The following is a 13,032-nucleotide window of genomic DNA, read 5'->3' as shown; positions in this document are numbered from 1 at the left end:
CCCTAAACTTGGCTCAGCAATCGTTGGTTACATCTTTGATTTCTCGCGGAGTAACTTGTGATGCTGATAATCTTGTTGACTACCAGTCTGACTCCACAAGCACCCACACGAATTGCTTGATTCAGTTGTTAAAGAGCGGTTGGTTAAGATCTTTCGTCTCAACCGAGGCGCGCATTCTACAGCAGCCTCATTTGCTGTCAAGTGATTATTTTCAGAAGCTTTCGAAGAATTCTTCAACAACTTCAACCACTTGCGCTTACGATCTCTCGTTAGCGGGAGGCGAATTCTACAGCGTCACACGCTGCTGTCAACACCTCTTTTTCAACTTCCTTTTGGCTTCGATGAACTGAAGCAACTCGCTGCCGAAAACTTCGTAACTCATTGTTTACCAAGGAGTTTTCCGTTTCGACTGCGCCGGAAGTGGGGCGAATTATAGACAGATATAAAACGCCGTCAATCCCTTTCTTTCACATTTCTGTCATATAGGTCAAAAAGGCCGCAAAAGCACAAAAGCCGGCCCCAAGGGGCCGGCCTTCACCTACTACGCCTTACAGACTCGGGAAGGCGAACTGCGACGCTTCATGGCTGGCCCGCTGCGGCCAACGCTGGGTAATCGCCTTGCGACGGGTATAGAAACGCACCCCATCCGGCCCATAGGCATGCAAGTCGCCAAACAGCGAACGTTTCCAGCCGCCAAAGCTGTGGTACGCCACCGGCACGGGCAACGGCACGTTTACGCCGACCATGCCCACTTCGATCTCATCACAGAACAGCCGCGCCGCTTCACCGTCACGGGTAAAGATGCAGGTACCGTTGCCATACTCATGATCGTTGATCAGTTGCATCGCCGCTTCCAGGCTATCCACCCGCACCACGCACAGCACCGGCCCGAAGATCTCTTCCTTATAGATGCGCATTTCAGGCGTCACGCGATCAAACAAGCTGCCGCCCAGGAAGAAGCCCTCTTCATGCCCGGCAACACTCAAACCGCGGCCGTCGACTACCAGCTCAGCGCCAGAAGACACACCGTCTTCTATATAGCCACTGACCTTGTCCCGCGCCTGCCCCGTCACCAACGGCCCCATATCCAGGCCGCAAGAGGTGCCCGCACCAATCTTGAGTGCCTTGACCTGCGGTACCAACTTGGCGATCAACGCATCCGCCACCTGGTCACCCACGCACACGGCCACCGAAATCGCCATGCAACGCTCACCGCAGGAACCATACGCTGCGCCCATCAAAGCGCTGACCGCGTTATCCAGGTCCGCATCCGGCATCAGCACCGCATGGTTCTTCGCCCCGCCCAGCGCCTGCACGCGCTTGCCGCGCTTGGTTGCTTCGGAATAGATGTACTCGGCAATCGGCGTCGACCCCACAAAACTCAGGGCTTTGACTTCCGGCGCTTCAATCAGCGCATCCACTGCGCCCTTGTCCCCGTGCACCACGCTCAGCACGCCTTTGGGCAGACCGGCTTCCTGCAACAGCTGCGCAATCAGCAGCGTGGAGCTTGGATCACGCTCCGATGGTTTCAGGATGAAACAGTTACCGCACACGATCGCCAGCGGGTACATCCACAGCGGCACCATCGCCGGGAAGTTGAACGGAGTAATACCCGCCACCACACCCAACGGTTGGAAGTCCGACCACGCATCAATGTTCGGCCCCACGTTACGGCTGTACTCGCCTTTGAGAATCTCCGGCGCCGAACAGGCGTATTCCACGTTCTCGATGCCGCGTTTCAGTTCACCGGCGGCGTCTTCCAGGGTCTTGCCATGCTCCTCGCTGATCAACTGCGAAATACGCGCTTCGTTCTGCTCCAGCAATTGCTTGAAACGAAACATCACCTGGGCACGCTTGGCCGGTGGGGTATTACGCCAGGCAGGGAACGCCGCCTTGGCCGAGTCGATCGCCTGTTGAATAGTTTCACGGCTGGCCAATGGCACTTGGTGAATCACCTGGCCGGTGGACGGGTTGTACACGTCGGCACTACGGCCGCTGTCATTGACCAACTCACCGTTGATCAAATGCTGGATAAGGCTCATGCAGGGCTCCTGAAAAGTTGTTCTATATAAAAGGAGAAATCAGTCGATCTTGTTCAGCACTTCGCCGACCGCATCGAACAAACGATCCAGGTCCTGCGGCTTGCTGTTGAAGGTTGGCCCGAACTGCAGGGTGTCACCGCCAAAGCGCACGTAGAAACCCGCTTTCCACAAGGCCATGCCGGCCTCAAATGGACGCACGATGGCATCACCGTCACGCGGGGCAATCTGGATCGCGCCGGCCAGGCCGTAGTTACGGATGTCGATCACATTCTTGCTGCCCTTCAACCCGTGCAACGCATTCTCAAAGTGCGGGGCGACTTCGGCTACGCTCTGCACCAGGTTTTCCTTCTGCAACAGGTCCAATGCCGCCAAGCCAGCCGCGCAAGCCACCGGGTGCGCCGAGTAGGTGTAGCCGTGGGGGAATTCCACCGCGTATTCCGGCGTCGCCTGGTTCATGAAGGTCTGATAGATCTCGCTGCTGGCAATCACTGCGCCCATCGGGATCGCGCCGTTGGTGACTTGCTTGGCAATGCACATCAGGTCCGGGGTCACGCCAAAGCTGTCGGCGCCGAACATCGAGCCGGTACGGCCGAAACCGGTGATCACTTCGTCGAACACCAGCAGGATGTTGTGTTGGTCGCAGATCTCACGCAGTCGCTTGAGATAACCCTGTGGCGGCACCAGCACGCCAGCGGAACCGGCCATCGGTTCAACAAACACCGCTGCGATGTTCGACGCGTCGTGCAGTTCGATCAGCTTGAGCAGCTCATCGGCCAGGGCGATGCCGCCCAGCTCCGGCATGCCACGGGAGAAGGCATTGCTCGCCAGCAACGTGTGCGGCAGATGGTCAACGTCCATCAGGCCCTGACCGAAGAGCTTGCGGTTGCCGTTCACGCCACCCAGGCTGGTTCCGGCAATGTTCACACCGTGATAGCCACGGGCGCGGCCGATCATCTTGGTCTTGGTGGCCTGGCCTTTCAGGCGCCAGTACGCACGCACCATCTTCACCGCTGTATCGGCGCACTCGGAGCCCGAATCGGTGAAGAACACGTGGTTCAGGTTGCCTGGGGTCAGGTCGGTGATCTTTTCCGCCAGCTGGAAGGACAACGGATGACCGTATTGGAAGCCCGGGGAGTAGTCCAGGGTGCCCAGTTGCTTGGAGACTGCTTCCTGAATCTCTTTACGGGTGTGCCCGGCGCCACACGTCCACAGGCCCGACAACGAGTCGTACACCTTGCGGCCCTTGTCATCTATCAACCAGCTGCCTTCAGCGCCGACGATCAGGCGCGGGTCGCGCTGGAAGTTGCGGTTGGCGGTGTAAGGCATCCAGTGCGCATCCAACTTCAATTGGCTGGCCAGGGACGATGGGGCGTTTTCGGGCATGTTCATCAGCAAAACCTCGCAGGGCAAAAGGCAGCGTCGGGATTGAAAAGCGTTGTTGCAGCTAAATTGCCACGGCGATAAAGTCGGTGAAATCCAACTCTTCTAACCTTCAGTCAGGCCTTCACTAAACTATGAGCAGCCGTCGACCCGATCCCCTGGCCCAAGTCAGCGACTTCGATATCCGCCTGTTGCGCATCTTTCGCAGCGTGGTGGAGTGCGGCGGCTTCTCGGCGGCCGAAACCGTGCTCGGCATCGGCCGCTCGGCCATCAGCCAGCAGATGAGCGACCTGGAGCAACGCCTTGGATTGCGCCTGTGCCAGCGCGGGCGTGCCGGCTTCTCCCTGACCGAAGAAGGCCGCGAGGTCTACCAATCGGCCTTGCAGCTATTAAGTGCGCTGGAAAGCTTTCGCACCGAGGTCAACGGCCTGCATCAGCATTTGCGCGGCGAACTGATCATCGGCCTCACCGACAACCTGGTCACCCTGCCCCACATGCGCATCACCCACGCCCTGGCGCAGTTGAAGGAACGCGGCCCCGACGTACAAATCCAGATCCGCATGATCGCGCCGAACGAGGTGGAACAAGGTGTACTCGATGGTCGCCTGCATGTCGGCGTAGTACCTCAGGCGAGCGCGCTGTCCGGCCTGGAATACCAACCCCTATACAGCGAACGCTCACTGCTCTACTGCGCGGTTGGCCACCCGTTGTTTTACGCGGACGACAAGCAACTGGACGACCCACGTATCGACAGCCAGGACGCCATCGCCCCGACCTTTCGCTTGCCCGCCGAAATCCAGGCCCATTACCAGGCACTCAATTGCACCGCCAGCGCCTCGGACCGCGAAGGCATGGCGTTCCTGATTCTCACCGGCCGCTATATCGGCTACCTGCCCGACCACTACGCCAGCCTGTGGGTACAACAAGGCCGACTGCGCGCGCTGAAACCGGCTACACGTTTTTACGATTTGAGCCTCGCATCGGTCACGCGCAAGGGTCGCCGCCCTCATTTGGTGCTGGAAAGCTTTCTGGAGAGTCTGGCGGCAACGCGCTAATTCGGGCCTCTCGCTAAAAGCTGAGCAACTGGACAGCTTTTTGCAAGGGAACCAGGACCTTGAACCGTCCGCCCTGAGTTTGCCCGCCATGCCACCAGAAACCTTGAGCCCCAACGACCTGATCTACGGCCTGAACGACCGACCGAAACCACTGCCGGCCCTACTGGCAGCCTTGCAACATGTGCTGGCCGCCTTTGTCGGCATCATCACCCCGCCACTGATCATCGGTTCTACGTTGGGGCTCACCGCCCACCTGCCCTACCTGATCAGCATGGCGTTGATGGTGTCCGGCGTAGGCACTTTCATCCAGGCACGCAGGCCATTTGGTATCGGCGCCGGCATGATCTGCCTGCAAGGCACCAGCTTTGCGTTTCTCGGCGCGGTGTTGTCAGCAGGCTTTCTAGTGAAGCAACGCGGCGGCAGCCCGGAAGACATCATGGCGATGGTCTTTGGCGTGTGCTTTTTCGGCGCGGCGGTGCAGATCGTGTTGAGCCGTTTTATCGGCCAATTGCGCCGTGTGATCACGCCCTTGGTCACCGGCATTGTCATCACCTTGATAGGCATCAGCCTGATCAAAGTCGGCATCACCGACCTGGGTGGCGGTTTCAATGCGCCTGACTTCGGCGCGCCGACCAACCTGGCCTTGGGGTTGTTCGTCGTGTTGACGATCATCTTGCTCAACCGCTCGAACACGCCGTGGATACGCCTCTCGGCAATCATCATCGGCCTGGCCCTCGGCAGCCTGGCCGCGTGGTTCAGCGGCAAGCTGGTGCCCCAAGCCTTGCCCGACTTGCCATTGATCAGCGTGCCGATGCCGTTTCGCTTTGGTTTCAACTTCGACTGGAGCGCCTTCCTGCCCATCGCGCTGATTTATCTGATCAGCAGTATCGAAACCGTTGGCGACCTGACCGCCAACTGCATGATCGCCCGCCAGCCGATCAGCGGCCCTTCTTATATAAGTCGACTCAAGGGCGGCGTATTGGGTGATGGCGTCAGTTGCATGATTGCCGCCACCTTCAGCGCATTCCCCAACACCACGTTTGCGCAGAACAACGGCGTGATCCAACTCACCGGCGTGGCCAGCCGTTACGTCGGCTTATACATTGGTGTGCTGCTGTTCTGTCTCGGCCTGTTTCCACTGATCGGCGCGGTGCTGCAGCAAATCCCCAAACCGGTATTGGGCGGCGCAACCCTGGTGATGTTCGGCAGCGTGGCCGCCGCCGGCGTGCGCATTCTGGCCCAGGCGCCGCTGGACCGACGCAGCATGTTGATCATCGCCACCTCGTTCGGCGTTGGCCTGGGCATTGCCGCCCAACCTGAGTTGCTGCACTTGATGCCGCCTCTGGTGCAAAACCTGTTCGATTCGGCCATCACCAGCGGCGGCCTGACGGCCATCGTGTTGTGCCTGTTATTACCCGAGGCCAAAGCGAATACCGCAGGCGCAAACCACGCGCCGGAAAGCGACACACTGGAACCGCTTTGACGGTTTTATTGCATCGGGACTTGTCTGAGGCTTGAGGGTGGGTTATCTGTGCACACGTCGTCTCTATCGATCAGCACGGAAACCTCCATGAGCCTCGAAGTTCCTGCCCACAGCAACCACGCCGGTAAACCTGCCAGCCGTATTCGGCAAAAGAATGAACAAGCGATTCTCCAGGCGGCTGAAGACGAATTCGCGCGTCATGGCTACAAAGGCACCAGCATGAACACCATTGCCTCGAGTGCCGGGCTGCCCAAGGCCAACCTGCATTATTACTTCACCAACAAGCTCGGCCTGTACATCGCGGTACTGAGCAATATCCTCGAACTGTGGGACAGCACCTTCAACGCGCTGACCGCCGAGGACGACCCCGCCGTCGCGCTGACACGCTACATCCGCACCAAGATGGAATTCTCCCGGCGCCACCCCCAAGCCTCGCGGATCTTCGCCATGGAGATCATCAGTGGCGGCGAATGCCTGACCGAATATTTCAGCCAGGACTACCGCGCCTGGTTCAGTGGCCGCGCAGCGGTGTTCCAGGCCTGGATCGAAGCCGGCAAGATGGACCCCATCGACCCCGTACACCTGATCTTCCTGTTGTGGGGCAGCACCCAGCATTACGCCGACTTCGCCACCCAGATCTGCCGCGTCACTGGTCGCACCAAGCTGACCAAGCAGGACATGGAAGACGCCGGCACCAACCTGATCCATATCATCCTCAAAGGCTGCGGCATCAAGCCGGCCCTATAAACGAAGCGACTTATGCCTTTCACGCTGACCGGCCTTTGCGAATTTCGTGAAGAAATACGCAAAAGCCGCTTTATCACCCTGGCCGCGCCGATCACCAGCGCGCAAGACGCCCAGGCGTTTTTCGAGCAGCACAGCGACCTCAACGCCACGCACAACTGCTGGGCCTGGAAGCTCGCCGACCAGTACCGCAGCAACGACGATGGCGAACCCGGCGGCACGGCCGGGCGACCGATCCTGGCCGCCATTGAAGCCCAAGGCTTTGATCAGGTCGCCGTGCTGGTGATTCGCTGGTACGGCGGCATCCAGCTGGGCACCGGCGGCCTGGCTCGCGCCTACGGCGGCGGCGCGAACAAATGCCTGCAGAATGCCGAACGCATCGAGCTGATCAGCCGCGTGCCGCTGAGCTGTGCCTGCAGTTTCTCGGAATTGAACCTGGTGAAACTGCGCGTGGCCGAACTGGGCGGGCTGGTGGTGGAAGAAACCTTCACCGCCAACGGCGTCGAGCTACAGCTCGCACTCGGCGAGGCGCACATCGACACGCTGCAAACCCAGCTCGCCGACCTCAGCCGTGGGCGCATCCTGCTCGAACGCTGAAACTGCCCACATCTACTGTGCACCTGCCTGTGGATAACCTGAGCACACCCGTCTGTAACCCTTTTGTCATAAGGGCTTACGGGCGCCGGTCATTTTTTGATCAGTATTCACCGGGAGTAGTTGCGCAACGCCCCACAGCAGTTCCAACAGCAGAATTATCCACAGCACCGACGTGGAGCCCTGCATCAGCGCGTACAGCTGCCAGGTCGCAAACAGACCACGGCCGGCCGCGTCATACAGCCCGAATTGGCGTTGAGGGTCGCGAATACGCAGCACTGCCCACACGCACACGATCGAGCCGAGCAGGTTGGCCATCAGCACATGCGCAGGCAGAAACGGCGGTAGCTCGCCCGGCAGGTTCAAGCCCTGCAACAGGCCGTGTACTAATGCAAAACTCCACGGCGTGACAAACGCGGCGGTGATGATCAAGTCATACCAGGCACTGGCCCGCACCAATGTCCGGTAGCGTTTTTGTGTCCACATAGCAGCAAGCTCCTTCAATTCAAGAAGCCAGCAGGCTAAAGCCTGGAGTATGCTCCAGGGTCAAGCCCTCTCGAGCCCGTCTCATGCGTATCGGCGAATTAGCCCAGGCCAGCCAGGTCAGCCGCGACACCTTGCGCTTCTATGAGCAGCGCGGGTTGATCGCCGCGCAACGCAGCGCCAACGGTTACCGCGACTACCCGCCGGACATGCTGCAACTGGTGCTCTATATCAAGACTGCGCAGCGCCTGGGTTTCAGCCTCGGCGAGATCGGCACCAGCGTCGCCGCCTTATGGCAGGCGCCCGATCCCGACGCTGCCGTCACACAATTGCTGCAAGACAAGCTCAACCTGATCGAAACCCGCATCACTGAACTCGGCCATCTGCGCCAGGAGTTGCAGCAAAGGCTCGGGCAACGTTGTCCACTGAATCCGTGAACCTCCACTCCAAAGGAAGCCCTTCATGTCTACGCCAAAAACCGCACTGATCATCGGCGCCTCGCGCGGCCTGGGCCTTGGCCTGGTCAAGCAACTGCTGCAGGACGGCTGGGAGGTGACCGCCACCGTGCGCGACCCGAACAAGGCCGATGCGCTCAAAGCCGTGGGCCAGGTGCAGATCGAGAAGCTGGACATGGACGATCAACAAGCCGTGATCGCCTTGGCCCAACGCCTGAAGGAGCGCACCTTCGACCTGCTGTTCGTCAACGCCGGCGTCAAAGGCCCTGCCAACCAGGAGCCGGGCCACGCCACCCTGGCGGAAGTCGGCCAACTGTTTTTCACCAACGCCGTGGCGCCGATCAACCTGGCCCAGCGCTTTGTCGGGCAGATCCGCAAAGACACCGGCGTGCTGGCGTTCATGAGTTCGGTGCTGGGCAGCGTGACTATTCCCGATGGCTCCGACCTGGCGCTGTACAAGGCCAGCAAGGCTGCACTCAACTCCATGACCAACAGCTTTATCACGCAACTGGGCGACCATAAGCTCACCGTGCTGTCGCTGCATCCGGGCTGGGTGAAAACCGACATGGGCGGCGAAAACGCGCACATCGATGTCGACACCAGCGTGCGCGGCCTGGTGGATCAGGTGAATGCCTACACCGGCAAAGGCGGCCATCACTTCGTGGACTACAAGGGCGACACCATCGCCTGGTAACAGCTCGGTCCAACCTGTGGGAGCGGGCTTGCCCGCGATGGTCTCAAGAGCACCTCGCTCCTACAGATAGACCTGATCATGGACTACACGTAAACTCTGCTCCTCGCCCTCACCGGCGACCCTGGATCAGCAGACAGGGCAACACTGAGCTGGCAAACCTGAACCCATCATTCAGAGGAGCCGGCCAATGCCTGCGACCCGTATCTGGTTAAAAAACCCCCTCGCGATCTTCACCGCCAATGGCCTCGACGCCCGTGGTGGCCTGGTGCTGCAAGACGGTGTGATCACCGAAGTGCTGGGCTTGGGAAAAGAGCCCACCGTGCCGTGCGGACAAGTATTCGATGCACGCGAACATGTGATCCTGCCGGGGCTGATCAACACTCACCATCACTTCTACCAAACCCTGACCCGCGCCTGGGCGCCGGTGGTCAACCAGCCGCTCTTCCCGTGGCTGAAAACCCTGTACCCGGTCTGGGCACGCCTGACCCCGGAAAAACTCGCGCTGGCGTCCAAAGTCGCCTTGGCTGAATTGCTGCTGTCTGGCTGCACCACCGCGGCAGATCACCATTACCTGTTCCCCGAAGGCCTTGAAAACGCCATCGACGTGCAGGTGCAAAGCGTGCGCGAACTGGGCATGCGCGCCATGCTCACTCGCGGCTCCATGAGCCTGGGCGAAGCGGATGGCGGCCTGCCGCCGCAGCAAACCGTGCAGCAAGGCCAGGTGATCCTCGAAGACAGCCAGCGCCTGATCCGCGAATACCACCAGCGCGGCGATGGCGCGCAAATCCAGATCGCCCTGGCGCCCTGCTCGCCGTTTTCGGTCACCCCGGAAATCATGCAAGCCAGCGCCGAACTGGCCAACAGCCTCGACGTGCGCCTGCACACGCACCTGGCCGAAACCCTCGACGAAGAAGACTTCTGCCTGCAGCGTTTCGGGCTGCGCACGGTGGACTACCTCGACAGCGTCGGCTGGCTCGGCCCACGCACCTGGCTGGCCCACGGCATTCACTTCAACCCGGACGAGATCGCCCGCCTGGGCGCCGCCGGCACCGGTATCTGCCATTGCCCAAGCTCGAATATGCGCCTGGCTTCCGGCATCTGCCCGACCCTGGACCTGCTCGCCGCCGGCGCGCCGATTGGCCTGGGCGTCGACGGTTCGGCCTCCAACGATGCCTCGAACATGATCCTCGAAGCGCGCCAGGCCCTGTACATCCAGCGCCTGCGTTACGGCGCAGAAAAGATCACCCCGGAAGGCGTGCTGGGCTGGGCCACCAAAGGCTCGGCGCAGTTGCTGGGGCGCACGGATATCGGTGAGTTGGCCGTGGGCAAACAGGCTGACCTGGCGCTGTTCAAACTCGATGAGCTGCGTTTTTCCGGCAGCCATGACCCGATTTCGGCGCTGCTGCTGTGCGGCGCCGACCGCGCGGATCGGGTGATGATCGGCGGCAAGTGGCGGGTGATCGATGGGCAGGTTGAAGGGCTGGACCTGAAAGGCTTGATTGCCGATCACAGCCAGGCGGCGAAACAACTGATCGCCGGCACCTGAGCCCTGCACAAAGCCAACTGTGGGAGCTGGCTTGCCTGCGATGCAGACACCTCGGTCTATTAGCCATACCGAGTGGATGCCATCGCGGGCAAGCCCGACTCCCACATGGGATTTAGGGTGTGCTTGAGGGCCGGTTACACCCCAAGCAACGACAACATGATAAAGGTCGCAAACAACACATGTGGGAGCTGGCTTGCCTGCGATGCAGGCACCTCGGTCTTTCAGCCATACCGAGTTAATGCCATCGCGGGCAAGCCCGACTCCCACATGGGATTTAGGGTGTGCTTGAGGGCCGGTTACACCCCAAGCAACGACAACATGATAAAGGTCGCAAACAACACAAAGTGCGTCATCCCTTCGATGGCATTGGTTTCGCCATCATTGAGGTTGATCGCACTCACCACCAGTGTGATCAACACCATCACGGTCTGCACCGGGGTCATCGCCATCTGGAACGGCTGGCCGGTGTAGAGCGCCATGGCTTCCATCACCGGCACCGTCAAAATCACCGTCGACAACGATGCACCCAGTGCGATGTTGACCACCGACTGCATGCGGTTAGCCAAGGCTGCACGCAATGCCGTCAGAATTTCCGGCGCGGCCGAAATCGCCGCCACCACAATCGCGGTAATCACCGGCGGTGCGCCCGTACCTTCCAGGCCCAGGTCGAGGGTCTTGGACATCACCTCGGCCAATGCGCCAATCACAATCACGCCAAACACCAACGTACCGATGGAAAACGCCAGGTTGATCGGCGGCTCCTGCTGTTCTTCCGGCTGCTTTTTTCGGCGTTTTTCCGGGTAGCTATAGCTGAAGAAGTAACTGTGTGGCCCGACCTGCATGCGCAGGAACAGGGTGTAGAGCAACACCATCGCGCCGATGGTGAAGGCCGAGTAAATTTTCCAGTCAGCCTCGGGAATAAACTCCGGCACCACCATCGATACGCCCATGGCGGTGAGGATCATCACGCTGTAACTGCGTGCCGAGTCATCGTTGTAGGACTGTTCACCATGCTTGATGCCGCCCATCAGCGCGGCCAGGCCAAGGATGCCGTTGATATCGAGCATCACCGCCGAATAGATCGTGTCACGTACCAAAGTCGGCGAGGGCTCGTTGCTCATCATGATCGCCAGGATCACCACTTCCACCAGCACGGCGGCGAGGGTGAGGATCATGGTGCCGTAAGGGTCACCGACCTTTTCCGCCAGTTGCTCGGCGTGGTGGGCGACGCGCATCGACGCCATGACAATAAAAGCGATGAGCGCCAAGCCGCCCAGCAGGGCGATCATCTGCCCGCTGTGCAGCATCCAGTGCTCCAACGGGTAGGCGGCGATGGCGGCGATCAACGCCAGCCACATGAATTTTTCTTGCTTGAGGGATGTGAGCATTCCGGGCCTTTTTGTGCAGCAAATCAGTCATTGATGGGGTACAGACTGCACCACGTCGCTAACGTTTCGTTACACCTTAGTTCAGATGGCCCTTGCGCGAATAAAACCAATACTCTCCTGCTGGTCAGGTTTTGCCGACTATTTCAGCCATGGCCTGTAGAATGCCGCCATTGCACCTGATGAGAATTTAGAACATGTACGATTGGCTCAACGCCCTGCCCAAGGCTGAATTGCACCTGCACCTGGAAGGCTCGCTGGAGCCTGAGTTGCTGTTTGCCCTGGCCGAACGCAACAAGATTGCACTGCCGTGGAATGACGTCGAAACCCTGCGCAAGGCCTACGCCTTCAACAACCTGCAAGAGTTTCTCGACCTGTATTACAAAGGCGCCGATGTGCTGCGCACGTCCCAGGATTTCTATGACCTGACCTGGGCCTACCTGCTGCGCTGCAAAGAACAGAACGTGATCCACACCGAACCGTTCTTCGACCCGCAGACCCACACCGACCGTGGCGTGCCATTCGAAGTGGTGCTCAACGGCATCGCCGCTGCGCTCAAAGATGGCGAGCAGCAACTGGGTATCACCAGCGGTTTGATCCTGAGCTTCCTGCGCCACCTGAGCGAAGCCGAAGCCGAGAAAACCCTCGACCAGGCGCTGCCGTTCCGTGACGCGTTTGTGGCCGTCGGCCTGGACAGCTCGGAAATGGGTCACCCACCGAGCAAGTTCCAGCGCGTGTTCGACCGTGCCCGCCATGAAGGCTTCCTTACCGTGGCCCACGCCGGCGAAGAAGGCCCGCCCGAGTACATCTGGGAGGCCATCGACCTGCTGAAAATCCAGCGTATCGACCATGGCGTACGCGCCATCGAAGACGAACGCTTGATGCAGCGCATCATCGACGAGCAGATCCCGCTGACCGTGTGCCCACTGTCCAACACCAAGCTCTGTGTGTTCGACGACATGGCCCAGCACAACATCCTCGACATGCTTGAGCGTGGCGTGAAGGTGACGGTGAACTCGGATGACCCGGCGTACTTCGGCGGCTATGTCACCGAGAACTTCCACGCGCTGTACACCTCCCTGGGCATGACCCAGGACCAGGCCAAACGCCTGGCGCAGAACAGCCTGGATGCGCGGCTCGTGAAGCCATAACTGCATAAACGCAGTTCAAA

Annotated in this window: 12 protein-coding genes; 8 read left to right on the top strand and 4 right to left on the bottom strand. The window is 59.9% G+C overall.

The features are described from left to right. Positions 1–548 precede the first annotated feature (548 nt). Both HBO23_RS33115 and HBO23_RS33110 read right to left on the bottom strand, forming a co-directional pair. Positions 549–2,042, bottom strand: coding sequence for a CoA-acylating methylmalonate-semialdehyde dehydrogenase (locus HBO23_RS33115; RefSeq protein WP_017134728.1), 1,494 nt, complete (start codon positions 2,040–2,042; stop codon positions 549–551). Between the two features lie 39 nt (positions 2,043–2,081). Further along, positions 2,082–3,431: an aspartate aminotransferase family protein gene (locus HBO23_RS33110; protein WP_017134727.1), complete on the bottom strand. Its 1,350-nt coding sequence runs from the start codon at positions 3,429–3,431 to the stop codon at positions 2,082–2,084. 125 nt (positions 3,432–3,556) lie between these two features. Between HBO23_RS33110 and HBO23_RS33105 the strand changes: the two genes are divergently transcribed. From HBO23_RS33105 to HBO23_RS33090, 4 genes are all read left to right on the top strand, one after another. Next, a complete protein-coding gene (locus HBO23_RS33105) occupies positions 3,557–4,477 on the top strand; it encodes a LysR family transcriptional regulator (protein ID WP_017134726.1) in 921 nt (306 codons plus the stop codon). A gap of 88 nt (positions 4,478–4,565) precedes the next feature. Continuing rightward, complete coding sequence (locus tag HBO23_RS33100; RefSeq protein ID WP_170040933.1) at positions 4,566–5,960, top strand: nucleobase:cation symporter-2 family protein; 1,395 nt, start codon at positions 4,566–4,568, stop codon at positions 5,958–5,960. Between the two features lie 87 nt (positions 5,961–6,047). Next, a complete protein-coding gene (locus HBO23_RS33095) occupies positions 6,048–6,707 on the top strand; it encodes a TetR/AcrR family transcriptional regulator (RefSeq protein ID WP_017134724.1) in 660 nt (219 codons plus the stop codon). Positions 6,708–6,719: 12 nt separating this feature from the next. Further along, entirely contained in the window at positions 6,720–7,301 is a 582-nt protein-coding gene (locus HBO23_RS33090; protein ID WP_065930576.1) for a YigZ family protein, read from the top strand. A gap of 66 nt (positions 7,302–7,367) precedes the next feature. Here the strand turns inward: HBO23_RS33090 and HBO23_RS33085 are convergent, their stop codons facing one another. Next, the gene (locus HBO23_RS33085) at positions 7,368–7,784 is read right to left on the bottom strand and encodes a hypothetical protein (protein ID WP_099550559.1); all 417 of its coding nucleotides are present in this window, start codon (positions 7,782–7,784) and stop codon (positions 7,368–7,370) included. 83 nt (positions 7,785–7,867) lie between these two features. Here HBO23_RS33085 and HBO23_RS33080 point away from each other — a divergent pair, with 83 nt between their 5' ends. From HBO23_RS33080 to HBO23_RS33070, 3 genes are all read left to right on the top strand, one after another. Further along, entirely contained in the window at positions 7,868–8,218 is a 351-nt protein-coding gene (locus HBO23_RS33080; protein ID WP_099550558.1) for a MerR family transcriptional regulator, read from the top strand. A 25-nt stretch (positions 8,219–8,243) separates the two neighbouring features. Continuing rightward, a complete protein-coding gene (locus HBO23_RS33075) occupies positions 8,244–8,930 on the top strand; it encodes an SDR family oxidoreductase (protein WP_017134720.1) in 687 nt (228 codons plus the stop codon). A 187-nt stretch (positions 8,931–9,117) separates the two neighbouring features. Then, positions 9,118–10,476: an 8-oxoguanine deaminase gene (locus HBO23_RS33070; RefSeq protein WP_170040932.1), complete on the top strand. Its 1,359-nt coding sequence runs from the start codon at positions 9,118–9,120 to the stop codon at positions 10,474–10,476. A 296-nt stretch (positions 10,477–10,772) separates the two neighbouring features. Here the strand turns inward: HBO23_RS33070 and HBO23_RS33065 are convergent, their stop codons facing one another. Continuing rightward, positions 10,773–11,864, bottom strand: a complete 1,092-nt coding sequence (locus HBO23_RS33065; protein WP_056860419.1) for a calcium:proton antiporter — start codon at positions 11,862–11,864, stop codon at positions 10,773–10,775. Positions 11,865–12,058: 194 nt separating this feature from the next. Between HBO23_RS33065 and HBO23_RS33060 the strand changes: the two genes are divergently transcribed. Further along, positions 12,059–13,012 carry an adenosine deaminase gene (locus HBO23_RS33060; RefSeq protein WP_017134717.1) on the top strand — a complete coding sequence of 318 codons (954 nt, stop codon included), beginning with the start codon at positions 12,059–12,061 and terminating at the stop codon, positions 13,010–13,012. Positions 13,013–13,032 lie beyond the last annotated feature (20 nt).

The organism is Pseudomonas sp. WS 5532 (assembly GCF_012985445.1).
Taxonomy (GTDB): domain Bacteria; phylum Pseudomonadota; class Gammaproteobacteria; order Pseudomonadales; family Pseudomonadaceae; genus Aquipseudomonas; species Aquipseudomonas edaphica.
Note: the sequence above shows the minus strand (reverse complement) of the source record. Positions and strands in the feature narration are given on the sequence as shown.